This window comes from Paenibacillus sp. FSL R10-2778, assembly GCF_038593035.1.
In the GTDB taxonomy this organism is placed as follows: domain Bacteria; phylum Bacillota; class Bacilli; order Paenibacillales; family Paenibacillaceae; genus Paenibacillus_AQ; species Paenibacillus_AQ odorifer.
The window spans coordinates 4,795,189-4,820,470 of the sequence record NZ_CP151956.1; the positions used below are offsets into that span (position 1 = coordinate 4,795,189).

The window sequence follows — 25,282 nt, forward strand, 5'->3', positions numbered from 1 at the left end:
GGACGGCTGAACTATTGTTCAGTCTTAGCGGCGCCTTATGCCACCAACCTGTGCTTACTATAGAGCACAGGTTTTTACTTTTTGAGTATATTGATCTATCGTATCTATTCGGTAGATTAATAACTAATATATATCAAAAAACTTGTGAGGTGTTTCTTTTGAAGACAGTCGCAGATTACATGGCGGAAGCACTACGTAACCTTGGAGTCACACATTCTTTTGGGATCATTGGCAAATCCATTTGTCCAATTGTTCTAAAGATGGTGGATTACGGTATTGAATTTATTCCCGGCAGACATGAAGCAAGCTCCGGATTCGAAGCAGCAGGGTATGCGCTGAAAACGGGTAACCTAGGCGTAGCATTTGGTACTTCGGGTCCTGGGGGAACTAACCTGCTTACAGCAGCAGCACACGCGAAAGCTAACAACCTACCTGTCCTATTTATTACCGGCCACCAATCCATTACAGAGCTTGGAATTCCTCAATGTCAGGACTCCACCTCTTTTCTGGCTGATTTAGCTGATATGTTCAGACCTGCCACCTTGTTCAGTAAATTGGTTGAACGTGGGGATCACTTCGGTACTATTTTTAATCATGCGATTTCTGTGGCCCTGACCAAACGGGGTCCTGTTCATCTTTGTATTCCTTTTGATGTACAAACTGAAGTATTGGAAGAATGCAATATAGTAATCCCAGAAAGAGAATCTCTAATTAGTCTAGCTAATATCGATAGAGTCATCGATGCTATTCAAGCTGCTAAGAATCCTTTGATTATTGCGGGTAAAGGAATTAACCGCTCCGGAGCACATAAAGAGCTTGTTCAACTCGCAGAAACTTTTAATATTCCTGTAGTAACATCTCCTGGTGGAAAAGGGGCTATAGTCTGGGATCACCCACTCTATCATGGTCCTATTGGCGTTGGCGGTTCGACCCACGGGGACGATTTATTGAATAAAAGCGATTTATTTATAGTGCTTGGATCACGTTTAAGTGATATGACCATCTGTAATCTTAAACGGGAGAATCATCCAGCAACTTTAATTCAATTTGATATTGATCCAACCTTTGTCGGAAAAATACTATTGTCCAAAACGATACCGGTCACCGGGGACCTGCGCGATAATTTGGTGCACTGCCTAAATCATATTGACCCAAGCACAATCACCAAACGTGAGGCTTTGGCCGATACGGATTATTCAGAAGAGCTTCCAACCCTCAAGAATCTTTCCCTTGCTTCGGTAATGAGTACTTTAAGTGATTTGATCCCTTATAATAATTCAATTTTCGTTGATGATGGAAGTCATGGATTCCACGCTGCAAAATGGTACAAGGTTAAGAAACCGGGCAGCTTTGTTTTTGATGCGTATTTTGCTTGCATGGGTAATTCGATCGGCATGGCTATTGGTGCAAAAGTTGCAGCTCCTGAAGAAACTGTCCTCTGCATTACAGGTGATGGTTGTTTCATGATGCTCGGCGCTGAGATTAACACCGCTGTCTGCAAAGATATCCCTGTCATCTTTATCGTGGTCAATAATAAGCAACTAGATATGGCTCTTAAGGGTATGGAGAAAACCACAGGTCGTATCGATGGAACTCTATATGAAGTACCAATGGACGCCGTGAAATTCGCTGAATCTCTAGGTGCTAAAGGCTACAAATGTGAGACTGCGGATGAATTCACAGCTGCAATTAAAGATGCGGTAGCTCTAAACCATGTTGCCGTTATTGAACTGCTAACAGACCGTGATGAAGTCCCTCCGACTGCACACCGTACTTTGAACCTAAACTAGGAGGCTAACCATGAAGGAAAATATCAACAGTGGTCTCAACCACTTCACGAATCTATCAGGAGACTATGGCGCAAAAGCACTAGCTCCAATTAAAGACCACTTCCCTGACTTGGCTGAATTTATTATGGGGAATGCCTATGGCGATATTTTTCAACGTAATACTATAGCCCCTGACTGGAAGGAAATCGCAGTCATTTCATCTTTAATTTCAATGGGTCAATTCGAACAGTTGGGCGTTCATTATGTCATGGCCCTTCGTGTTGGAGTTACAGTAGAACAGCTTAAAGGTATTCTATTACACTTAGTACCCGTTATAGGGGCACCTAGAATCATCACAGCTTTTAATATCCTGCTTGCAACCATAGAAGAAATCCAATAACCCAACAGTTCGACAACAATATACAAAATTCGACTTTATTATTGCATACACTTGAAAAATATGCCTATAATAGAGTCGGAATATCCCATTACTTGCTGTATAGTGTCGAATTTTGACTTTTATAAAACAGCTAAATGGATATACATGGCTGGATATTGCAGTCGAACTGTTTTGGACAAATTCAATCTATGGGAGAGATTTAGGCATGGGAAGTTTCGTTTTGAAGACAGACACTACAAACAAGGTTATTAACATTGAGTTAGATGGAACATTTTCTGAAGAAGATGGTCTAAAATCTATTCAAGCTTATCAACAAACTATCAATCCAATTACTCCAGCTGACTATGAACTAAAAATCGACTGCAGAAAGCTAAATGTAACTGCACCAGATGTTGTACCTCTTTTAGAAAGCTGCTTTGTAATGTTTAAGAATGATGGATTTGTAAAAGTAAATCTAACGCTTGAAAATAACCCGATCCTCAAAATGCAGCTTTCCCGTCTTGGCCGTAAAGCTGGACTCGATAACATCGAGATCATTTCTGCGGTTACAGTCTAGATCTTTTAATCTTAATATGTAGGCCACATTTTACTGCTTTCCTGGAGGCGTATTATGACCGGAATTCGTATTAAAGGCATTGATATCTATCATCCCAGCAATATAGTTGGTAACGACTTTTTCATTAAGCATTTTGACGAAAAAGGCATTGATATTCGAGGTCTATTATCCGCATTAGGTCGTATTACACGGTATAGTATTAAGGATGCGGATGAGAATTCCCTTACGATGGCTTTTGAGGCTGCCAGGAATGTTCTGGAGAAAAGTGGTCTCACAGGTGCCGATATCGACCTTATTGCCTATGCAAGTCAAACTCCTGAGTATATCTTTCCTACCAACTCATTAATGATTCACCGTTTGATCAAAGGCGCATCCCATACGATCTGCATTGACAGTAATGCTAATTGTGCGGGTATGACGGCTTCTGTGGAACAGGTTAGCCGTCAGATGCAAGCGAATCCTAGGATTAAACGAGCGTTGGTCATCGGCTCCGATTATGTAACCCCTCATGCCGATAAGAATGATCCAGTCTATTACGCTAACTTCGGTGATGCAGCGGCGGCAGTCATTCTTGAACAAGCTGAGGATGTGGTCGGTTTCATTGACTCTATCTACCAAACGGATCCTTGTGTTTGCGATAATTCCAAGTTCCCGTGCGCAGGCCTGGCTAAACTGGGTAAACAAGGTGTAGCGGCTGGAGAGTTTAATGTGAAGTTTATTCCTTTTGATAATTCCATTTGTATAGATGCTGCTTCTGAGTCTATTCGTACTCTACTGTCTAACAACAATATCGCGCCTGAAGCCATTAAAGCAGCCTGCTTCTCACAGTTTTCATTGCCTAATATCTTAGAGATGTGTGAGAAAGTCGGCATTGATCGCAATGTAGCGGTATACATAGGGGATGAATTCGGATATACCTCTACCAGCAGCCCATTTATTGCTCTACATAAAGCTGTAACTACTGGAAAGATCGAACGTGGTGATAAAGTCCTGTTCTGGACAGTGGGCGCCGGTTGGCAAAATGTAGCATTTGTTATTGAATATTAGGAGCTGTATAACAAAAAGCGGCAAGCTAGGGATTCACCTAAGCTTGCCGTTTTTTAATATAAATATGAACGCAACATCAGGACTTACTTGCAAAGGTGAGCCCCTTTTCCGCGAGAGCACTCCGTAATAGGACGATCGCCTTTGGCCCCAATCCATGTAGCTGCAGAAGCTCTGCTTCAGTAAGCTTGCTGAATTGTTGAAGCTGAACATATCCAGCCCCATGCAGGGCTCGAAGCGCCGGCTTAGATAGTCCGCCCGGCAGATCAGATTCGGTTCCGTTAACCATAGATATATACAGCTCCTTTATCACTGATATCCTTCATGCTTCTCCCAACCCATGGTACGCGCTACAGCGTCCTTCCAGGCGTTGTAACGACCTTCCCGCTCAGTTATACCCATCTCAGGCGAGAAGACCCTCTCAGCCTTGTTGAAGCTCTCTAGCTGGGCACGTGTCCAGACTCCGGACGTTAACCCGGCCAGAAGCGCCGCACCCAAAGCTGTTGTCTCCGCATAGGTTGTTCTAGTAACCTCACTGCCCAGGATATCAGACTGGAATTGCATCAGCAAATCGTTACGCACAGCTCCGCCATCCACACGAAGGCCGGTCAATGGCATGCCTGCGTCTTTTTCCATAGCTCCTATTACATCTCTAGATTGAAAGGCTAAGGACTCCAATGTAGCTCGTACCAGATGTCCTGAGGTAGTGCCTCTAGTAAGGCCAAATATAGCTCCACGGGCATACATATCCCAATAGGGTGCCCCGAGTCCGGTAAACGCAGGCACAACGATAACCCCTTCACTGTCCTCTACTTCCCGTGCTTTATCTTCTGAGCCTGCTGGCTCCTCTATAAGACCAAGACCCTCCTGCAGCCACTGAACAGCCGCTCCGGCCACGAACACACTGCCCTCTAGGGCATAATAGAGTTCATCTCCCATACCCCAAGCTACAGTGGTCAACAAGCCATGACTGGAGGCTACAGCTTCTGTGCCTGTGTTCATTAGAATAAAACAACCTGTACCATAGGTGTTTTTGGCACTGCCGGGTTCTAGACAAGTATGTCCAAACAATGCGGCCTGTTGATCTCCAAGTACAGAGCGAATTGGAATGTCCGCCCCGAACCACTGTTTGTCTGCTACTCCAAATTCGCCGCCAGACATTCTTACTTCTGGCAGGATGGCACGCGGAATACGAAGCTCTTCCATTAGCTCTTCATCCCAGCACCGTTCATGAAGATTAAACAGCATCGTACGTGAGGCATTGGTAACATCCGTGACATGTACGGCTCCGCAAGTAAGTCTCCAAATTAACCAGCTGTCGATCGTCCCTGCTAGAAGTTCCCCACGATTCGCCCGTTCTCGGGCGCCATCCACATGATCCAGTATCCAGGAGATTTTGGTAGCTGAGAAATAAGCATCTACAACAAGGCCCGTCTTGCTCGCAATAACTTGCTCCAGCCCTTTACTTTTAAGTTCTTCACATTGCTCTGCAGTACGCCTGTCCTGCCACACAATCGCAGGGTATATCGGTTTGCCCGTTATTTTATCCCAGATTAAAGCTGTTTCTCTCTGATTGGTTATTCCGATGGCAGAGATCTCCTCAACTGCTATGCCACCCCGCGCAATCGCATCTCTTGCCGCTGCGAGCTGTGACGCCCAGATTTGCTCAGGGTCATGCTCTACCCAGCTTGGATGGGGGAAGGATTGTTTAACTTCATATTGACCTTGTGAGACCCATTTAGCCTCCGTATCGAACAATATGGCTCGTGAGCTGGTAGTACCTTGGTCTAAAGATAAAATCATTCTATGCCCTCCCAAGCAAAACCTACAAGATATGTTCCACGATGAACAAGATTAATGTGTTTGTTTCAACAAAAAGCACCTCTGCTGTCAGAGGCGCTATCACACATTGTGTTTGGAATTACTGTTTTTCGACAGGAAGTCTTAGCGTAAAGGTTGTACTTTCGCCTAGTTTGCTTGAAGCTGAGATGGTCCCGTGATGCGACTCTACAATATTTTTAACAATCGCAAGCCCAAGTCCCGTTCCACCTGATTCTCCCCGTACACGCGCCTTATCAGCTTTGTAGAAGCGGTCAAATATATACGGCAGATCCTCTGGTGGAATTCCAACCCCTTCATCCTGAATTTTAATCTCAAGATAACGACGGCCTTCTAATACACAAGTTCCTGTATGAACCGTGATTTTTTTGCCACCCTGTGTGTGGCGAAAAGCATTATCGAGTAAATTGGTTAAGACTTGTTCCAGTTTATCCTCATCCGCCGCCTTCAGAACAGCAATATCACTCTCTTGTTGTAAGTGAAGATGGATATCGCGCTCTTTCGCACGTACAGAAAATTTACGGTAGACTCGTTCCAGCAGTTCGTTCATGTCCACCTGAGCTTTCATCATATCCGTATGTCCGGCTTCCATTCGGGCAAGATCAAGCAAATCCTTAACCAGACGCCCCATACGCAGTGATTCGTCATGAATGACCTGGATCAGCTCACTGCTTTCTTCGGGAGATGAAGCCATCCCGTCCAATAAAGCCTCACTGTACCCTTGCATCATCGACAATGGCGTGCGGATTTCATGGGAGACATTAGCTACGAAGTCTCTGCGCATCTTTTCCAGACGCACCTCTTCCGTCACATCCCGCAGTACAGCAACTACTCCCCGGATGCTGCCTTCAGAATATAACGGTGCCATATGAACAGACCAGACGCCCTGCCGTACATGTACATTGGAGCGGTCATCGCCACCTTGCTTCAAGGTGCTTAAAAATAAAGGACGCAGGGGAGGAGGAACACTGCTCTCAGCCGTTTCGGGATGGAGCTCAGCATCACTCGCATGTTCCCACTGCAAATCGCTCCAGCTCTCTAGCAGAGCTTGGCCATGCGGATTGGTCAAAATAATCTGCCCTTCAATGTCAAAGGTGATCACAGCATCGCTCATACTGCGCAGTACGCTAGACAGATGCCCCTTCTCATGATGCAGACTGCGAATGTTCTCTTCAAGCTCCTCAGCCATGTGGTTAAAGGAAGTAGCCAACTGGCCAATTTCATCACTTGTGACAAGCGTAAGCCTTGTTCCGTATTCACCCCGGCGAATGTTATTCGCAGCTTCAATGACACGCTGCATCGGCTGAGTAATTTTGGTAAACAAAAACAATGCAAAAAATGTCGTCAAAGAAAATCCGATCATACAAGTATACATAAATAAACGTTTGATATCTCCGGAATTGGCAAAGTTACTGTCTATGTAGGGAAGCAAAAATAACCCCAAGGTAATAAGCACGACAGCGACCAGGCAGATGATCGTAACCCACAGTTTGCCGACAAGACTTCTCCAGAAGTTCACTTATTTAGGTACCTCTAGTTTGTAGCCTACGCCCCATACGGTCGTAATCATCGCTGCAGATTCCGGTGATACTTTATTCAGTTTTTCACGAAGACGTTTTACGTGAGTATCTACAGTACGCAAATCTCCGAAAAATTCATAATTCCAGACATCCTTAAGCAGTTCTTCACGAGAAAATACTTTATCAGGCGAAATAGCCAAATAATGCAGAAGTTCATATTCTTTAGGTGTCAAACTTACTTCTTCACCACCAGCAGTCACACGGTGAGCATCATGTTCAATAATAAGATGAGTAAATACAATGTTATTGCTGGAATTGCTCTCCTTGGACAAGAAAGCAGTTGCCGAAGAACGGCGCATAATAGCCTTCACCCGGTAAATGACTTCACGTGGACTGAAGGGCTTCACAACGTAATCGTCTGCGCCCATCTCAAAGCCTTGAACACGGTTGATCTCTTCGCCTTTAGCTGTAAGCATTAAGACCGGTGTTGACTTCACTCCTCTGAGTCTTGTCAGCACTTCCATCCCATCGATGCCAGGCAGCATAACATCCAGCAAAATTAGACCGTAGTCATTTGCTGTTGCTTTACGAAGAGCGATTTCTCCGTCTTCCGCTTCATCGATTTCATAACCTTCTTTTTCAAGATACATCTTTAGCAGGCGGCGAATGCGTTCCTCATCATCCACTACCAGAATTCTGTTTAAATGATCTGCCATTTCACTACAACCCCTTCATCAATACAGTAGAACGTAACCTTTAAACCATTGTGCAACGTTAACAGGTAAACTATGCTCAGTCCGTCCCCGCGTAAGAATGAAGTCCGGCGATGACTAAATTAACGCCAACCAGAGTAAACATTACGACCAGGAAGCCAAGCACAGCCAGCCAGGCAGATTTTCTTCCTTGCCATCCACGAGCCAAACGTAAATGAAGATAAGCGCTATAGAAGAGCCAAGTGACAAGCGCCCAGACTTCCTTAGGGTCCCATCCCCAGAATCTTCCCCAAGCGATTTGCGCCCATATCATTGCAAAGATCAAAGCGCCTAATGTGAAAATAGGAAAGCCAATGGCTATCGCCCTATACGTAATCTCATCTAGATCGCCCTCATCAATTCCGTCCATCACTGGGTGTAAAGCAGTGCCCAGCGGTTTACGTACGATCAAGCGAAGAACTCCGTAGAGGATTAATCCCGAAAGGAGTGACCAAATTACAGTATTAAACTTCCGTCCAGCATTTACACCATTCATCCAAGATGGTGCCTCAAAGAGTGGTTCTTTTATGCCAAGAAACGACTGGAAGCTCTCAATTTCGCTATTGTGAGGTGCCACAATCGGCGGCATTCGATAACTCACTTTCTCTATTGTACTATTTTCCTGCCCGGGGCTGTCAATCGTAACGTTCGGACGGACAAAAACAGTTTCATAGCCTGCTCCTCGGAATGCAAAAACAGAACCCAGAAACCCAATTATAACAATGATTGAAAAGAGAGTAAATTCGACCAGCCTCTGTTGCTTGCGATCCGCCTTCTCTTTACTGGAAAAATTGACTGTTCGCAGCAGATACATCAGTCCCGCCGCAAACCCTACTGCGAAGAAGGATTCACCTAGTGCAGCCAGTGTTACGTGAATCTTTAAGTAGTTCGATTGAAGAGATGGAATCAGCGGCTGTACTTCCTGTGGAAATACTGCGGCATAAGCCATCACAATAATACTGATTGGAACTGCAAAAAGACCCAAGATTACCTTACGATAAATAGCGTACATCACAGTAAAGGCAACCATCACCATCATCGATAAAAAAGTCATGAACTCATACATGTTGCTGACCGGAATATGCCCTGAGCCCGCCCAGCGTGTAAAGAAATAAATAAGATGAAAGATAAGACCTATTGAAGAGAAAATAAAAGCAATTTTGCCCCAACGTGCGGTATGTTCCTCCGGCTTGCGGCCTGACCACTTGCGACCCATGATGGCGATAGTGAATAACATAAACGAACCGCTGTATAATAAAAATGCGGCAATAAAGACAGCGCTGCTGATGTCGAGCAAGCTCATGAAAGGCCTCCTCCATTATCTAATGATTTTTCATCGACTACCAGATCTACTTTTTCTAAAATAGAAACGATCTCACGGCGGAACCCGAACCAGTTCTTGTTCGTATGTCCTCCGAGGATAAGCTCCCCGTTAGCAACGGTAAGCCAGATACGTCTATGCTGCCAGTAGAAGCCAAGCACTAAACCCAGCATCACGATTGCTGCACCTAGCCATACAAACGGCATTGCACGATCAATACGTATATTCAAGTAAGTAGTCGATTCCGAAAAATCAACGTCGCTCATGTTGTCCACTTCAAGCTCAAGAAATCTATTGCTCCCGCCAAGCTTATCGTTAATGGCAGCCTGTTGAAACTGCGCCTTATCCACCTGTTTAGGAAAATAGAAATACTGCTGCCCTTCCGCCGGGAGATCCGGACCTTGTATCAGGAACAAAAAAGCAGGTGCATTCGGATAAGGTGATTTGGAAATCGGCTGACCCTCCTCATTTAGACCAAAATCCATATACTTTTCTTTCAAAGTTAAAGTATAAGGACCCGCCTGAATTGCCCGCTGAGGGTTCTTCATGTCCAGCTTAAATTTGCCGTACGCCTCGCCAGTGGTGGAATTCTTAAGCTCAGGCTGTACCGAACGCAGCACAGGGGTCAGATCATAATCAAACTGATACGCTTTCAATCCTTTATAATCCAAAGGTGAATTTACTTGGATATCATGTTTCGTCACCTCGGATAGCTGCGGTTCCTTCGAAGGGTCTCCACAATCCGCGGTGCATTCATAAAGCACAGCTTGGGTCTGGAATAGCTTTGGAAGTATTTTTTTGCCGCGAAATTCCTCAGGCATCTCTTCCTCCGTATAAAACTCCACGGTAAATTTCTCATTTTTCAAATAATAGGTGGTGTCCGGAATCTGTGTGATCTCCCCTTGCGGGAAAGCAAGATGCTGATCCATGTTCAGTCCCGGCAATCCTCTTGCTAATACAGCAAGTAAAAAAATAATTAAGCCAATATGTATTACATAAGGTCCCCAGCGGCTGAAGCGATGTTTCTCTGCCAGCAGAGCCCCTCCATCCGTCTTCACGCGATAGCCCTTTTTACGCATAGGCTGAATTACCCGGGTTACCCAAGCTTCTGGTTCCTCTTGTACTTCAGTCACTAACACAGCTTTTTGCCGAGTTAAGAACTGACGATGTTTCCGAATCTTCTGTCTGGTTAAGGCCTTATAGAGCGGAAGTACTCGATCCAAGCTACAGATCACAAGTGAAGCGCCGATCATTACGAGTAGAGTTACAAACCACCAGGATTCGTATGTATGTGAAAGTCCAAGTTTGTGATAAATATATCCGGCTGTTCCGTACTCTTGCTTGTAATAAACTGAGGCATCAATATTAAGAAAAGTACTCTCCTGCGGGAAAATCGTCCCCAGCATAGAGCCTATAAGTGTCAGCACGATCAGGTAGATCGCTATTTTGACGGAAGAGAAAAAGTTCCACACCCGATCAATAATCCCCGGGTTAACGCGCTGAGATCGGCGAGCTACGCCATCGTAACGCATTTCCAAATTCTCGCCCCAGTCTGATTCCTTCCCCAACGGCTTCCCGCATGCTTCGCATAAAACAGTACCTACAGGGTTCTGGTGACCACATTCACATTTGGTATTGGTTATAAATGCCTCGCGTTCACTCATCAATCCACCAGCTTCCCAATTTGATCATCAAGTGAATTCAAATCAAGCTGGCCGATATGAATGTTGTCAATTTTACCCTTGGAATTAATGAATAAGGTAGTTGGCAGCGGAGAAATACCATAACTTCGTACAGCATCACGTCCAGTGTCCATCAAAATCGGAAAATCGATGTTTACCTGCTTCACAAAATTCTCGACAGTCATCCGGTCTTCGCCCACATTAATGCCTAAGACCACTACGTCTTTGTCCTTCCATTTCTCCCATTGCGCTTGGAGAGCCGGCATTTCTTTGACACAAGGTGCACACCAAGAGCCCCAGAAATTAAGCACAATAGTCTTGCCCTTATATTCGTCTAGGGTATGAGCCAGACCGTCAAGCCCAAGCAAATCAAAGGAAGGTGCTTTGCTCCCTTCCTCTGGTTTGCCACTTCCCCCAAATACAGAGGAACCGATGGCATAACCGCCCACTATAACAATTAGAAACAGAATCACGATTTGAATTGGTTTTCTTGCTTTACCCACACGTAAAGCCCCCTTCTGTGACGCAACTCATACTTATGTTGTAAGGTGTGAACATCCTATGAACATTATAGCGAATTTCGTCACAGCTTTAGGGGGTTTAATTGTGAATATTCTGTGTCTTTATGACTCTTTACGTGGAGTTCTTTCTTTAAGCAATCCTGCTTTGGCAATTTGCTGCAGATGGTTAATTTCATCCTTGGTCAAATGACGGTAAGAGCCACGTTTGAGATTTTGCAGCATAATATCCCCGAATGAAATCCGTTTCAGACGGAGTACGGGGTGTGAAATCGCATCAAACATGCGTCGTACCTGACGGTTACGTCCCTCGTGAATCGTGATGCTGATAACCGCTTCCTTATTTGCCTCATCAATATCCTTGTACTCTACTTCCGCAGGCGCTGTCATGCCATCTTCCAGCTTGATGCCAGCTTTCAGCTTGTCCAATGCAGTGCCATGCGGTATACCCTTGACCGTAGCATGATACGTCTTAGGTACATGATGCTTCGGATGAGTCAGCAAGTTAGCAAAGTCCCCATCATTCGTCAGCAGCAGCAAACCTTCCGTATCGTAATCGAGCCGGCCTACAGGGTAAACCCGTTCAGTAATTCCTTTTAGGTAGTCAGTTACAACCTTACGACCCTTTGGATCGGAAGCGCTTGTGATTACTCCCTTAGGTTTGTTGAACATAATATAGATTTTGTTCTCGCCCCGGATCAGTCTACCGGAAACTTTAATAATATCTGTTGCGGGGTCCACCTTCGTGCCAAGCGTAGTTACGAGTTCCCCGTTGACTTCCACTTTACCGGCCAAAATCATTTCTTCACACTTGCGTCTGGACGCCACACCGGCCTGCGCCAAAATTTTCTGTAATCTTTCCATATTCGACTAGTCACCTCAGATCAATGATAACCATCAGAGGGATAAATCACAAGTTCATTCCAAGGAAAAAATGCTCCTGGGCAGGAATTATTGTGGGGTTCGATGATTAAAGGGGAGATTTGGTAGCGTTCTACTAATTCTAAAACGAGTTTAGCCGTTGCAAAAAGCTGCTCCTGCCTTCCGGATATTGGAGGATCGCCCACTTTCTTACCAAAATCACCTTCCAAACAAATATGAATATACTCCGGATCTGTCAGTAGCGGTGCTGCATAAATTGCGCCATCCACTCCTACCCAGAAGTCAAAACCTTTACCGTTAATGGATGTGCAGCTAGAATGATGCAGAATAAAGCCTTTATAGTTCATTGCGGAATGCCCCCTCCACATTGCTGCAATAGCATATGTTCAGGGGGGCAATGGGGTGACTATCCAAATAATAGCAAACACACAGCGATCGCGGCGACAAAGCCGACAACATCGGAGAACAGGCCAACCTTAAGCGCATAACGGCCATTCCGTACGCCTACAGCTCCAAAGTAAACGGTCAAAACATAAAGCGTAGTATCTGTGCTCCCCTGTATGGTGGAAGCAATCATACCAATTAAAGAATCCGGGCCATGCACACGGATTAGATCCGTAGTGTAAGCAAGCGACCCAGTCCCCGTAAGCGGCCGCAGAAGACCAAGCGGCAATACTTCTGCCGGAACACCAAGCCCCCGCAGGGCTGGGGATATGAAGCCCATAAAAAAATCCAGCGCACCGGAAGCGCGAAAAACGCTGATCGCAACCAGCATCCCCACAAGATGGGGAATAATCGCAATGGCCGTGCCAAACCCATCTTTCGCACCTTCAACAAAGGATTCGTAGACTGGCACTTTGCGCGTAAAAGCATAGAGCGGGATGAACGTGATCATGACCGGAATCGCCCATGCCGATATGAGACTGATAAACTGGTACAAATCACGTTCACCCTTTCAATGAGGAATTAGGGAGTGTTGTCTTCGCCAAAGGAGGAACCCCGGACTTTGCTGAAGGGGGCTTCGGCGGTTTGCGCAATAAAGTCAACCTTCGGAAAAACCGGTCTGCCGCAATCGCTGCAAGTGTAGCCACGGCCGTTGCTGCAAGTGTTGTACCTACTATGCCTGCGGGATCGGCTGAACCATAGTTTAACCGGATGGCAATCAGTGTGGCCGGGATAAGCGTAATACTTGCTGTGTTAAGCGCTAGAAGAGTACACATGGCTGGTGTCGCGGTCTCTTTATCAGGATTGAGCTTTTGCAGCTCCTGCATAGCCTTGATGCCCATTGGCGTTGCGGCATTGCCTAGTCCGAGCAGATTAGCACTCATATTGGAGAGAATATATCCTATGGCAGGATGCCCTTTCGGCACATCAGGGAATAAAAAAGCTACGACAGGGCCAAGCACCTTGGCAATCTTTTTAAGCAAACCTGCATCTTCTGCTATCTTCATAATCCCAAGCCAGAACACAAGCACACTGATTAAGCCAAAACTTACCGTTACCCCACTCTTGGCTCCGTCGAATACGGCGGCTGTAAACTCATCCATTCTGCCGTTAACGGCGGCGAACAGAAAACCGATGATGATCATTCCTAGCCAAATCCCGTTAATCATGGATACGCCTCCTTCTTCATTCATCAGCCCATTTTCTTATTTCGAACTCGCTCCCATTTCAAATAGAGCCTTCAGTGCACTGCCCAGCGCCTGGAACCAATTATTTGCCGGGTAAGCCTGTGCTAGTGTTGGACTGTACTTTTTCATATAAGCAGATTGCTCAGGAGGCAGGTTCTCAGGAGTATACACCGGCACGCGACCTATTTCTTTTCCGCCCAGCTCCAGCACAAGCGCTCCTTGCAATCCAAAATTCGCTCGTGTAGCTTCGGCTGAAGCACTTTCCTTCTGATTTAAAACAAGTTTCGTGATCACTCTATTTTGTTCACCTTGTCCAAGTGGATAAGCAAAGGTTTTGGAGGTTACAAAGTTATAGCCCGTCACGGCATCACCACGTTCGATCAGTGTTTTGAGCGGATAGTGATTAAACCCGAAGTTTAGCAGGGAAGCATGATCATTCCAGTCATCGCCGTCATTTATAGTAACTGCGACAAGCTGCTGGCCGTTTCTGGTGGCAGAGCTGACAAGGCAGCGCAGTGCTTTTTTGGTATAACCTGTCTTTACACCGTCCGCTCCCTCGTATAAATACAGCATCTTATTTTTGTTTCTCCATTTGTAATCCCATTTCTCATTTGGATTGTCTGCAGTTTTCTCCTGCGTCTTCACAATTTCTTTAAATACAGGATTATGAAGAGCATAAGCGGTCAGAACAGCCAAGTCGTTAGCACTAGAATAATGCCCTTCAGCGTCAAGACCATGGGGATTAGCAAAATGAGTATGGGTTAGCCCTAGCTCCTCAGCCTTAGCGTTCATAAGGTATACAAAACCTTCCTCAGAACCACCGATATGCTCAGCGATCGCCGTTGCTGCATCATTCCCTGAGCGCAGCATCAGGCCATACAGCATATTTTCCAGCGTCATCTCTTCTCCCTGCTGCAAGTAAATAGAAGAGCCTTCTTTCGCATAGGCATTTTTTCCTACTTTGACTTTAGAGGCTAAATCACCATTCTCAATGGCGACGAGGGCGGTCATAATTTTGGTCAAGCTGGCAATAAGCATAGGCTCATCCCCACGGCTGCTGTACAAAATACGCCCAGATTCCACATCAATCAGTGCCGCTGCTCTTGCATGTGTAGAGATAGAGCTGTTCTCGGCCTGAATTGAAGATTGCGGCGCCAGAAGCAGCAGCGAAAGGCACAATATTAAGGCGAATGGCCATTTACGGGTTATTGTCTTCATGTTCATCCTCCGGCTTCTTATCGGATCTTAAGTAAAAGTGTTTATGTTGTACAAGTGTATGCGGACCAGCCTTAGGGTATGTCCACTCCTTGGGATGTTCCACACAAAATATCCCCACAACGTGAGGCTTTGCTTCGATACATTCTCAGGTAATTTGGGGATCAAAATATACTTTCTGACACGTCAAAAAAGGGACACCGCCTGTGTATGGCGATATCCCCGAGGCTATTTGTAGAATTATGTGTACCTAATGAGTTGAAGATTGAGATGTACTTGGATCGGTTTTAACAGGTGCTGCTGCCGGTGTGGCAGGTGTTGGCGGCGTTTGAGCTGCAGCATTGCCGGTTTGGAACATCGTTTGAATTTTGTCGATGAGCCCTGGTGTTGCATCGATGATTTTTTCGAATAGGTGCGTTTGATTGTCCAGAGGGACAATATTCACTCCATCCTTACCTACCACTAAAAAAGCGATCGGTCGAATGGAGACGCCTCCCCCGCTACCTCCACCAAATGGAAGCATTTTGACTCCACCTTGGGAGCTTGAACCACTTATAGAATCTTCTACTCGATAATCACTACCACCAGCAGCAAATCCAAAGGCAACTTTACTGATAGGCAGGATAATGCTGCCGTCAGGGGTTTGTACTGGATCACCGACAATGGTATTCACATCTACCATACCCTTGATATTTTCCATCGCTGTTTGCATTAGGCCTTGAATAGGATGGTCGCTCATATTGTTTCCTCCTTTAATTGAGTACGATTTCTCTTTCTTCTACAGCGTATATCATCCCCACATCCGCCCATTTGTATGTAACTTTCATTTTAAACTTTCCCGTGTGGCTCCTGACGCATCTGTTTCAGCAGATTTCTCCAATGGCCGATCCCGCCTTTTTCACGCAAGACACGCCGAGATAGCCGCATTAAGGCATACAAAGTATAGCCGACTGACATTTTCCCCTTACAGACAAACTCCATTGCAAAACAAAGCTCATCTTCAAAAACAGGCTTAACAAAAATTCGAGGATGCTGCTGCAATTTCACCCATTGCGAAATAAAACCAACAATACTCCATTTCAGGCCCCAAACCGCTCCCGATGCGGTCGCAGTGTCTGCTGCATCACCAAGAGAGAAATCGGTGGACCAATCGAGCTTTGATATTTTGACATGAGCTACAGTCTCTTTTAACCATTCCTTCAAGCCGCGTGTAGATTTCACAGCTTGGTTAACATTGGCGCGCCAGTGCATTACTCTTTCTTTATCAAATATCTCTTCTTTTACGGTATCTACACCTGTCGTCGCCGTCCCTGTCTCTTTAAACTTTCCCCACACACCCTGCTCCAATCCCTTAAAGACCAATTGGGGAAGTTCATAGTGAAGCTTTATCAGACCAAAAAGAGAGGTAACATCTAATTCGAGCAGGTCATTTTTTCCATGTTTATAACACCGTATGCGGAAATCGATAGATGAAGACAGGACCAGGATCAGTGCCAGTACAAGCAAAACAAGGGGAATTGCAAGCCATAACGTCACGTATTTACCTCCAAGAAACCTTAATAATGGGAACCTTTGGTTTAGTATGGCAATATAAGCTGGAAAAAATTCGGGGTTTGCATAAAAAATATGAGCTTAAATAAAAATAGGGACTGTCCCAAACCACATAAATGGTTTAAGACCAGTCCCTTCAATACAATTATTAGCGTTCTCGTACCAACTAAGGCAGCTCGACATCCTCAAAAGTCATTTGAGTATCCAGCTTATTGAACAAAAGCTGTGTCTCTTCTTCCAAATTATCCGTGGACTCAAAGTTTGTTGGTTCCGGCAGATCCTTTAGACTGGCAAGACCAAAGCTCTCCAAGAAGGATTTAGTCGTCCCGTACAAAATTGGCCGGCCTACCGCTTCCGCACGACCAACCTCATGAATCAAATCCTTGTTATTCAGCGTATGAATCGCGCGTTCCGACTTCACACCCCGGATCTCTTCAATCTCCACCCGCGTAATCGGTTGGCGATAAGCCACGATTGCGAGAGTCTCTAAGGCAGCCTGAGACAAGGTTGATCTGGATGGTGAATAGGCCAGACGCTCAAAATAGTGGGCATGATCAGGCAATGTAGCCAGCCGATAATTCCCGGCAATTTGCACTACCTGTAAGCCCCGCTCCTGTGCTACATAATCTTCTTTTAGTTCCTCTAATGCTCCGGCCGCAAGCTCTGGGCGCTGTTCCGTAATTTCAGCCACTTGGCGTACGGAGATTCCTTCATCCCCTGATAGAAACAGCAGGCCTTCAATAATCGATTTCAGCGTTTTGTAATCCATTGAAGTGTTCTCCTCCTCTCCACTCCATTACGATGTCATCAAACAATTTCTCTTGGTAGCAAAAAATCGCCTTCATTTTCATCAGTTCCAGAATCGCAAGAAAAGTAACTACGATTTCGTGCCGTGCCATTTCATCGTGAAGCAGTGCCGAGAAATGCAGCTTACCGCCTGTACCTCTGCGCTGCAGCGCATCTGATACATCACGTATACGATCTTTTACCGATATTTCATCCCGGGTGATCCGCTGGTAAGAAGACCTTCTGGCAGCCTTACTTAGCGCTTTACGAAAAGCGGCTATTAAGTCTGAGGTATGTAGTCCTTTTAGCGTTTGATCAATCTCTTCTGGCACGAATGGACCCAAATCCTCAGGCTCCTTCGTAAAAATCAAGCTCCGCTCGCTCTCCATATCCATTAAATGTACAGCAATACTCTTGAACTTACGATACTCAATCAGTCGCTGAACAAGTTCAGCTCGTGGATCAAATTCATCCTCTTCGTAATATTCAAAATCATCGATCTCAATGACCGGTGGTTTGGGCAGCAATAGCTTGCTCTTTATAGATAAAAGGGTAGCGGCCATCACGAGAAATTCACTCGTAATATCCAATTCAAGCTCCTGCATGCTACGCAGGTATTCCATATACTGTTCGGTGATCTCGGCGACCGGAATGTCCTGGATGTCGATTTCCGCCTTATCAATTAAATGCAAGAGCAGATCCAGCGGACCTTCAAACGTCTCCAGCTTGTACAATACAGTCACGAAGCATCCTCCCGCCAAAAAAAGTAAAGTGCAGCGCCCGTCTGGACGCTACACAAGTAGAAAGGGCTCTTATAATCCATGCTTTCTTCTTATACTATAAATAAGCACGAATTCGACTGATTCGTCAATAGCTGACTTACTTAAACAGTTTGTTAAGATTCGCCATTTCAATCGCAGCAGTCGCAGCATCCCAGCCTTTATTGCCTGCTTTGGTTCCTGAACGCTCGATGGCCTGTTCAATATTTTCAGTAGTGACTACGCCAAAAATGGTCGGCACGCCGGTCTTAAGATTGATAGCGGCTACTCCTTTGGCAACTTCATTACATACATAATCATAGTGTGTAGTGGAACCACGGATAACCGTTCCTAAGGTGATTACAGCGTCGTATTTGCCGCTTTCAGCCATTTTTTGCGCGATCAACGGAATTTCAAATACCCCTGGAACCCAAGCAACATCCACTTCATCATCACCAACACCATGGCGTTTAAAGGCATCAAGTGCACCTGACAAAAGCTTGCTGGTAATAAATTCATTAAAACGTCCTACAACAACTCCGTATTTTAACCCCTCAGAAACTAAGTGACCTTCTAAATATTTCGGCATATCCATCATCTACCCTTCGTTTTTTATAATGTATGGTTAAGCTTTCGAATCCTCATTTTGTTCAATATCGTCAAAAGACAGCATATGTCCAAGCTTCGCTTGCTTCGTGTGGAGATAATTGGTGTTGTCCTTGTTCTCCGGCATTTGTATCGGCACGCGCTCAACGACTTCCAACCCATAACCCTCCAGCCCTTTGATCTTACGCGGGTTGTTCGTGAGCAGACGGATTTGGCGCACACCCAGATCCTTCAGAATCTGTGCTCCAATTCCATAGTCACGCAAATCTGCTGGAAAACCAAGCTTTAGATTCGCATCTACAGTGTCAAGACCTTCCTCTTGCAGCTTGTAAGCCCGAAGCTTATTGATAAGGCCAATGCCTCTGCCTTCTTGGCGCATATAGAGTAACACGCCCCTACCGGCAGTTTCGATCTGCCGCAGTGCAGCTTCAAATTGCGGGCCGCAATCACAGCGATGGGAGTGGAATACATCACCAGTCAGGCATTCGGAATGTACACGTACAAGCACTGGCTCATCGCCGGAAATATCGCCTTTTACCAAAGCTACATGCTCTTTATCATCCACTTCATTTGTATAAGCAATGGTCTGGAAATCTCCAAAATCGGTAGGAAGTCGTACAGACACTTCGCGTGTGACGAGTTGTTCTTTTTCGTTGCGATAATGAATAAGATCCTTGATACTGATCAGCTTAAGATCATGCTTGCGGGCAATTTCGATTAGATCAGGTAAGCGGGCCATTGAGCCATCTTCCTTGATAATCTCGCAAATGACACTGGCTGGATAAGCGCCACACATCCGCGCTAGATCAACAGCAGCCTCCGTATGTCCGGAGCGGCGCAGAACGCCACCTTTTTTCGCAATCAGCGGGAACATATGCCCCGGTCTGCGGAAATCAGCAGGTTTCGCTTTTGGATCGATCATGGCTTTAACGGTCAAAGATCTTTCCCCCGCAGAGATCCCAGTGGTTGTATCTTTATGGTCAACAGATACGGTAAAAGCCGTACCGTGATTATCGGTATTGTGGGTTACCATGGCTTGCAGTTCAAGTTCTGCCGCACGCTCCTGGGTAATAGGCATACAAACCAATCCACGTCCCTCAGTAATCATAAAATTGATGACCTCTGGTGTCGCACGTTCAGCAAGGGCTATAAAATCCCCTTCATTCTCACGATCTTCATCATCCACTACAATGATGACTTTACCGCGCATTAAGTCATATATTGCTTCTTCAATCGGATCCAAGACACTTTCCTTTTTCGATTGCTCGCTCATGATCCTATCCTCCTAAAAGCTTTACGAAAGATTATTCCCTTCTTCGTAAGCAAACTCTTTATTTAAACAAACCCGTTCGCCGCCAAAAAATCATGACTAATCCCGGAGCGGCTCTCGCCTTCTTCATCTTGGGCGGCTGAGCCATAATGCAATAAATGATCTACATATTTGCCAAGTACATCACACTCGATATTTACACTATCCCCAGCCCGTTTGTGCGTCAGAACTGTTTCCCCTAACGTATGCGGAATAATGGACACTGCAAGCGATGTGGCTGTAGTCTTCACTACAGTTAAACTAATGCCGTCGATCGTGATCGATCCCTTGGGGATAATATATTTAAATAGTGATTTACGATCCGGTGCAATCTCGAATACAACAGCATTCTGATCACGTTTTACACTTTTAATAATGGCAGTGCCATCAACATGTCCTTGAACAATATGCCCTCCAAAACGCCCGCCGGCTGCCATTGCTCGTTCCAGATTCATCCGGCTGCCGGGCTTCAGTTCCTTCAGGTTGCTATTCCGGTAGGTCTGCGGCATTACATCCACTGTAAAGGAATGATCTCCCAAAGTTGTCGCCGTGAGGCAAACCCCATTGACGGACACACTGTCACCGATTTTTAGATCATCCATGATGACCGAAGCGGCAATATTCAGCACCATCATTTCCCCACCGGCGGAGACACTGCGCAAAACACCAACCTCTTCAATTAATCCGGTGAACATGATATCCCTCCTAAAAAGCATTACTTCCTCAAATTCACTTCTTGCATAGCTTTTGTTAGCGTACTGGAGTGCCGCTGATACATACATTATCTCCCAGCACTTTTACTTCCAATCCTTCAAGTGAGATCGCATCCTTCATCAGCTCTACACCCGGAAATACGAAAGTTCCTTTCGCTTCTGTGCCACCGCCGACAATTTTTGGAGCGAAGAATAGAATAATACGATCCACTAGCCCGCTCTCCAGCATCGCGCCATTCAGCGTCCCCCCGCCTTCCAGTAAAATAGAGCCTATCTCCATTTCGCCAAGAGATATCATGGCCGCCTTCAGATCCACTCTTGGACCTGCTCCGCACACAACGATTTGAACGCCTGCTTCCAGCAGTGCAGCCTTTTTAGCAGGATCTGCAGCATCGGTTGTTACAATAAGTGTAGGCGCTAGACCATCACATACAACTGCCGAATCCAGAGGAATACGTAGCCCGGAATCAATGATGATCCGCGTCGGGTTAATGCCAGGCACTTCTGTTCTTGTTGTCAGAGAGGGATTATCAGCAATCACTGTATTCACACCGACCATGATGCCCTGATGCCGATGCCGCAGCGTATGTACGATCTCCCGCGCTTCCCCATTCGAAATCCATTTACTTTCACCAGATTTGGTAGCTAGATTGCCATCAAGCGTACTTGCACTCTTCAGCGTAACAAAAGGTTGTTTTGTCAAAATATATTTGATAAATCGCTCATTTAATCGAAGCGCACGATCACGCAACAAACCGACTTCGACCGCTATCCCTTGATCACGCAGCATTTGAATTCCGCGCCCTGCCACCTGAGGGTTCGGGTCTTCACAAGCAACTACAACCCTAGCTACCCCTTCATCGATCAGCCTTTGGCTGCAAGGTGGAGTTTTTCCATAATGGCTGCACGGTTCTAGTGTGACATATGCCGTACTGCCCTGTGCCTGCCCAGCTGCCATATTCAAAGCGTGCACCTCGGCATGCCCCGTACCTCGCTGTAAATGAGTTCCGAGTCCAATCATTGCTCCATTCTTCACCACAACGCAGCCAACAACAGGGTTAATTCCCGTCTGTCCTTGGGCACGTTCGGCCATGTCCAGTGCTAGCGACATATAAAACTCATCATTCATGTTGTCCATCTCTTCCTCCTATCCACTGCTGTCAATTCTTTAGCTTAAAAAACAGAAAAACCCATCTCATTCTCCAGGAGGAGTTCAAGATGGGTTATGCGAGAGTACATCGGCAGTCCAAATAAAAGTGTGCTTAAATAGCCGTCAATCGACGGGTATTGTGAAATATCGCACATGATTATATGAAAACACTGCGATCCGCCAGTCCATTGCAGACAAGCGGTCAACCTCTCCTTCTTCCATCCAGACTATACTGTCGGTCCCGGAATTTCACCAGGTCCACCGTTCGCGTCAACAACGCGAGCCGGGTAGCGGACTGAGCACTGTAGATAAACTGAATACGTTATTTCTACAACAGCATCACCGCCGGTAGGGAATTACACCCTGCCCTGAAGGATTGATCCTTTATTTAATTGAGGTTCAAGTTTTCCTTACTAACAAAATTATCACTTACACCAGCGAAATGCAAGTGCGTTTATTATATTTACTTAAAATTTGTAACTAGATTATAGATTGTACTGAGTTTATAAAAGGAAACCAAGAAGCGCCAGGACAATGGCTCCTGGCGCTTCTTGGTTATTTTTCATGATTACAAACCACGTTCTTGTTGTTTCAAAAGATCACGAATTTCTGTAAGCAGCACGATATCCTCTGCAGGTGCTGGAGTCTCCACCACTTCAACTTTAACGGCTTCTTTGCGTTGGAATTTATTAGCCAGCTTAATCACCATAAAGATAGAGAATGAAATAATAAAGAAATCAACTACAGATTGTAAAAATTGCCCATAAGGGATAATTAGTTTATTCTGCATAACCATGACACTTAGAGCCCGATCCTTCAAATCTATACCACCCGTTAGCAAGCCTGCAATTGGAGTAATAATATCAGATACCAATGATGTCACAATCTTCCCGAATGCAGCTCCGATTACTACAGCAACCGCTAAATCAAGAACATTCCCTTTCAAGGCAAAATCTTTAAATTCTTTCCACATATTCCAAATAACCCCCAACATATATAATTTGAAATTATTATAGCATAGTAGCTTCCTAATTCTTAAGACTTGTTAAGAAACTATTAAGTTTCCCTTTACTTTTACCTGCCACCGCTGTTAAGAAGTTTTCTGTAAAATAAGGTTTAAGAATTTTTCTTCTTACATGATAGAGGCAGGGCTGAGAATGTATTACATGGATTGAGGCACAGGGATCAGAGCAAGCTAAAAGAAAAAACAACTTGGCATAATGCTGTGGGGGATTTGGTCTTTTATTCCACTAATTTATTAGCTGCTATACAGTTCCTTTGCCTTCACTGGTCTTCAAATGAGGCTTCCAAACAAGAAAATGTTGTATACTTCTTATAGCAAGAATTGCGCTTTACAAGCAAGAAAGGACGCTGAGAAATGCACAACGCAACGCTGCTATTGGTGGACGACGAAGCCGAGATTATTAAACTAATGCAGATCTATCTGGAGAACGAGGGTTACCGGCTGTTAACTGCCAAAGACGGGCTGGAAGCACTCGAAATTATCAATAGAGAGACTATAGACCTCATGGTTCTTGATATCATGATGCCTAATATGGACGGCATTGAGGCTTGTATTAAAATTCGAGAAACGCAAAAATTTCCGATCATCATGTTATCTGCTAAAGGGCAGGAACTTGATAAAATCACCGGACTTAGCGTAGGTGCAGATGATTATGTTACGAAACCTTTTAGTCCGCTGGAGTTAGTTGCCCGTGTTAAATCCCAGCTGCGCAGAACTCGAAATTACATGGCAGATCTAAACGCCAAACAGGATGAAATCATCATTGATGGCCTGGTTATTAATTCGGTTACGCATGAAGTAAGTGTGGATGATCACCCAGTTAAGCTTACCCCGCGAGAATTTGCGATTCTAGAGCTGCTCGCCCGTAATAAGGGACAAGTTCTAAGCATGGAGCAGATCTACGCCAAAGTATGGAAAGAACAATTCCTGGAAAGCAACAATACACTCATGGTGCATATTCGTAAAATCAGAGAAAAAATAGAAGAAAATCCGCGTAAACCACAATACTTAAAAACGGTATGGGGCGTTGGCTACAAACTGGAAAAGGGAGGTCCTTCTAGTTGAACTTTAAACGATTCGATACCCTATCCTGGAAAATAGTTGGCTTCAGCTTAACGAGCCTAGCACTCACCGCTTTAATCTTAATGGGCGGCTATTATGGCACTTCACTATTGCTGTGGTTAAATCCTTCACGCTCCTTTTGGGGAGTCAGACTCATTCTCTGGGTGATCAATACCATTGGATCGACGCCAGTTGTGATTCTTATAGGGATTCCTTTATTTATTTTTTTCATCCTAAAACTGTCCAGAAATACAACTAAGAATCTTCATAACATTACGAGCGGAGTTCAGGCCATTGCGGATGGCAATTTATCTTTCACGGTGCCGGTAACAGGTACGGATGAACTCGGAAAGCTCGCAGAAAATATGAACACTATGGCTGGCAAGCTAAAATCTGCTATAGAGGAAGAACGAGCCGCTGCAAAAGCCAAAAACGACCTAATCACAGGTGTGTCTCATGACCTCCGAACCCCACTAACCTCTGTTCTCGGATTCCTTGAATATGTGGAGAAGGATCGTTATAAAAATGAGGTTGAACTGCGTTATTATGTGAATATTGCCTATGAGAAATCTCTGACTCTTAAAAAGCTAATCGACGATTTATTTGAATACACTCGCGTCAGCAGCAGCGGATTACCGCTAAATATTGAGCCAGTAGATCTCGGCAAGCTGCTCGAACAGCTGATTGAGGAATTTGCACCCGTACTGGAACAAGCAGATATGAGCTACCGCATTCATACGGATACTGCTCCTCTGATTATCAACGGAGATGCGGACGAGCTGGTGCGATTGTATGAGAACCTATTTACCAATGCCGTAAGATACGGTAAGGAAGGAAAAATTCTAGACATTTCTGTTGTTAGAAAAGACGATAGAATAGTTGCTCTGTGTACGAATTACGGTACTCCTATCCCTGCATCCGACCTCCCCCACTTATTTAAACGCTTTTATCGTGTCGATAAATCCCGTTCCCGAGAGACAGGCGGAAGTGGCTTAGGGCTCGCCATAGCCAAGAGTATTGCAGAGCTTCACGGCGGAACCATTACAGCCAAAAGTACACGCAAACAAACTGAATTTGAAACCTCTTTCCCTGTGAGCGAATGATGCTTGCGGGGATTTTTTGTACAATCTCAACCATTAAGAAAATGATAAGAATTCATAACATAAAGCCTTAAGATCTCTGGCTTATAGTGAT

27 protein-coding genes and 1 riboswitch are annotated in these 25,282 nt (G+C 45.2%); of the genes, 6 read left to right on the forward strand and 21 right to left on the reverse strand.

Features of this window, described 5'->3' with window-relative positions:
• The first annotated feature begins 149 nt into the window (after positions 1–149).
• From NST40_RS21705 to NST40_RS21720, 4 genes are all read left to right on the forward strand, one after another.
• Positions 150–1,790 (forward strand): thiamine pyrophosphate-binding protein, encoded by a 1,641-nt coding sequence (locus NST40_RS21705; RefSeq protein WP_143761901.1) that lies wholly within the window; start codon positions 150–152, stop codon positions 1,788–1,790.
• Between the two features lie 10 nt (positions 1,791–1,800).
• Positions 1,801–2,169, forward strand: a complete 369-nt coding sequence (locus NST40_RS21710; protein WP_036676184.1) for a carboxymuconolactone decarboxylase family protein — start codon at positions 1,801–1,803, stop codon at positions 2,167–2,169.
• Between the two features lie 205 nt (positions 2,170–2,374).
• On the forward strand, positions 2,375–2,725 hold the full coding sequence (locus NST40_RS21715; protein ID WP_076127478.1) for a hypothetical protein: 351 nt from the start codon (positions 2,375–2,377) through the stop codon (positions 2,723–2,725).
• A 54-nt stretch (positions 2,726–2,779) separates the two neighbouring features.
• The gene (locus NST40_RS21720) at positions 2,780–3,772 is read left to right on the forward strand and encodes a ketoacyl-ACP synthase III (RefSeq protein WP_076127476.1); all 993 of its coding nucleotides are present in this window, start codon (positions 2,780–2,782) and stop codon (positions 3,770–3,772) included.
• A gap of 76 nt (positions 3,773–3,848) precedes the next feature.
• Here NST40_RS21720 and NST40_RS21725 read toward each other — a convergent pair whose 3' ends face one another.
• The 21 genes from NST40_RS21725 to mscL all read right to left on the reverse strand — a co-directional run bounded on the left by NST40_RS21725 (position 3,849) and on the right by mscL (position 22,975).
• Positions 3,849–4,058, reverse strand: a complete 210-nt coding sequence (locus tag NST40_RS21725) for a DNA-binding protein (RefSeq protein ID WP_076127474.1) — start codon at positions 4,056–4,058, stop codon at positions 3,849–3,851.
• Between the two features lie 20 nt (positions 4,059–4,078).
• Positions 4,079–5,572 carry a glycerol kinase GlpK gene (glpK, locus tag NST40_RS21730; protein ID WP_076218816.1) on the reverse strand — a complete coding sequence of 498 codons (1,494 nt, stop codon included), beginning with the start codon at positions 5,570–5,572 and terminating at the stop codon, positions 4,079–4,081.
• 118 nt (positions 5,573–5,690) lie between these two features.
• Positions 5,691–7,127: an ATP-binding protein gene (locus NST40_RS21735; RefSeq protein ID WP_076127471.1), complete on the reverse strand. Its 1,437-nt coding sequence runs from the start codon at positions 7,125–7,127 to the stop codon at positions 5,691–5,693.
• Positions 7,128–7,844: a response regulator transcription factor gene (locus NST40_RS21740; RefSeq protein WP_036676174.1), complete on the reverse strand. Its 717-nt coding sequence runs from the start codon at positions 7,842–7,844 to the stop codon at positions 7,128–7,130.
• 76 nt (positions 7,845–7,920) lie between these two features.
• Positions 7,921–9,183, reverse strand: a complete 1,263-nt coding sequence (ccsA, locus tag NST40_RS21745) for a cytochrome c biogenesis protein CcsA (protein ID WP_036676173.1) — start codon at positions 9,181–9,183, stop codon at positions 7,921–7,923.
• On the reverse strand, positions 9,180–10,865 hold the full coding sequence (locus tag NST40_RS21750) for a cytochrome c biogenesis protein ResB (RefSeq protein ID WP_076218817.1): 1,686 nt from the start codon (positions 10,863–10,865) through the stop codon (positions 9,180–9,182). Before NST40_RS21750 ends, ccsA begins: the two co-directional genes overlap by 4 nt.
• A complete protein-coding gene (locus NST40_RS21755) occupies positions 10,865–11,386 on the reverse strand; it encodes a redoxin domain-containing protein (RefSeq protein ID WP_038572444.1) in 522 nt (173 codons plus the stop codon). Before NST40_RS21755 ends, NST40_RS21750 begins: the two co-directional genes overlap by 1 nt.
• 120 nt (positions 11,387–11,506) lie before the next feature.
• On the reverse strand, positions 11,507–12,265 hold the full coding sequence (locus tag NST40_RS21760; protein ID WP_036676166.1) for a pseudouridine synthase: 759 nt from the start codon (positions 12,263–12,265) through the stop codon (positions 11,507–11,509).
• Between the two features lie 20 nt (positions 12,266–12,285).
• Entirely contained in the window at positions 12,286–12,630 is a 345-nt protein-coding gene (locus NST40_RS21765) for an N-acetylmuramoyl-L-alanine amidase (RefSeq protein WP_076127466.1), read from the reverse strand.
• A gap of 59 nt (positions 12,631–12,689) precedes the next feature.
• On the reverse strand, positions 12,690–13,223 hold the full coding sequence (locus tag NST40_RS21770) for a spore maturation protein (protein WP_036676158.1): 534 nt from the start codon (positions 13,221–13,223) through the stop codon (positions 12,690–12,692).
• Positions 13,224–13,230: 7 nt separating this feature from the next.
• Positions 13,231–13,896 carry a nucleoside recognition domain-containing protein gene (locus NST40_RS21775; protein ID WP_076127464.1) on the reverse strand — a complete coding sequence of 222 codons (666 nt, stop codon included), beginning with the start codon at positions 13,894–13,896 and terminating at the stop codon, positions 13,231–13,233.
• A 36-nt stretch (positions 13,897–13,932) separates the two neighbouring features.
• Positions 13,933–15,132 (reverse strand): D-alanyl-D-alanine carboxypeptidase family protein, encoded by a 1,200-nt coding sequence (locus NST40_RS21780; protein ID WP_179087488.1) that lies wholly within the window; start codon positions 15,130–15,132, stop codon positions 13,933–13,935.
• A gap of 247 nt (positions 15,133–15,379) precedes the next feature.
• Positions 15,380–15,868 carry a GerW family sporulation protein gene (ytfJ, locus tag NST40_RS21785; RefSeq protein ID WP_076127461.1) on the reverse strand — a complete coding sequence of 163 codons (489 nt, stop codon included), beginning with the start codon at positions 15,866–15,868 and terminating at the stop codon, positions 15,380–15,382.
• Between the two features lie 89 nt (positions 15,869–15,957).
• Positions 15,958–16,665 carry a DUF2953 domain-containing protein gene (locus NST40_RS21790; protein ID WP_076127459.1) on the reverse strand — a complete coding sequence of 236 codons (708 nt, stop codon included), beginning with the start codon at positions 16,663–16,665 and terminating at the stop codon, positions 15,958–15,960.
• A gap of 181 nt (positions 16,666–16,846) precedes the next feature.
• Positions 16,847–17,449, reverse strand: a complete 603-nt coding sequence (gene scpB / locus NST40_RS21795; RefSeq protein ID WP_036676149.1) for an SMC-Scp complex subunit ScpB — start codon at positions 17,447–17,449, stop codon at positions 16,847–16,849.
• Complete coding sequence (locus tag NST40_RS21800; protein WP_036676147.1) at positions 17,418–18,209, reverse strand: segregation/condensation protein A; 792 nt, start codon at positions 18,207–18,209, stop codon at positions 17,418–17,420. The genes scpB and NST40_RS21800 overlap by 32 nt, the downstream gene beginning before the upstream one ends.
• A gap of 136 nt (positions 18,210–18,345) precedes the next feature.
• Entirely contained in the window at positions 18,346–18,813 is a 468-nt protein-coding gene (gene ribE / locus NST40_RS21805) for a 6,7-dimethyl-8-ribityllumazine synthase (protein ID WP_036676377.1), read from the reverse strand.
• Between the two features lie 36 nt (positions 18,814–18,849).
• Entirely contained in the window at positions 18,850–20,103 is a 1,254-nt protein-coding gene (locus tag NST40_RS21810) for a bifunctional 3,4-dihydroxy-2-butanone-4-phosphate synthase/GTP cyclohydrolase II (RefSeq protein ID WP_076127453.1), read from the reverse strand.
• Between the two features lie 62 nt (positions 20,104–20,165).
• Positions 20,166–20,834: a riboflavin synthase gene (gene ribE, locus NST40_RS21815; protein ID WP_076127451.1), complete on the reverse strand. Its 669-nt coding sequence runs from the start codon at positions 20,832–20,834 to the stop codon at positions 20,166–20,168.
• A 55-nt stretch (positions 20,835–20,889) separates the two neighbouring features.
• The gene (ribD, locus tag NST40_RS21820) at positions 20,890–21,990 is read right to left on the reverse strand and encodes a bifunctional diaminohydroxyphosphoribosylaminopyrimidine deaminase/5-amino-6-(5-phosphoribosylamino)uracil reductase RibD (protein WP_076219851.1); all 1,101 of its coding nucleotides are present in this window, start codon (positions 21,988–21,990) and stop codon (positions 20,890–20,892) included.
• A 218-nt stretch (positions 21,991–22,208) separates the two neighbouring features.
• Positions 22,209–22,382, reverse strand: a riboswitch (FMN riboswitch).
• Between the two features lie 188 nt (positions 22,383–22,570).
• Positions 22,571–22,975 (reverse strand): large-conductance mechanosensitive channel protein MscL, encoded by a 405-nt coding sequence (gene mscL, locus NST40_RS21825; protein WP_076219852.1) that lies wholly within the window; start codon positions 22,973–22,975, stop codon positions 22,571–22,573.
• A 405-nt stretch (positions 22,976–23,380) separates the two neighbouring features.
• Between mscL and NST40_RS21830 the strand changes: the two genes are divergently transcribed.
• Together NST40_RS21830 and NST40_RS21835 are read left to right on the forward strand one after the other, a co-directional pair.
• Positions 23,381–24,091: a response regulator transcription factor gene (locus tag NST40_RS21830; RefSeq protein WP_076127445.1), complete on the forward strand. Its 711-nt coding sequence runs from the start codon at positions 23,381–23,383 to the stop codon at positions 24,089–24,091.
• Positions 24,088–25,191: a HAMP domain-containing sensor histidine kinase gene (locus tag NST40_RS21835; protein ID WP_076219854.1), complete on the forward strand. Its 1,104-nt coding sequence runs from the start codon at positions 24,088–24,090 to the stop codon at positions 25,189–25,191. Before NST40_RS21830 ends, NST40_RS21835 begins: the two co-directional genes overlap by 4 nt.
• Positions 25,192–25,282: the final 91 nt, after the last annotated feature.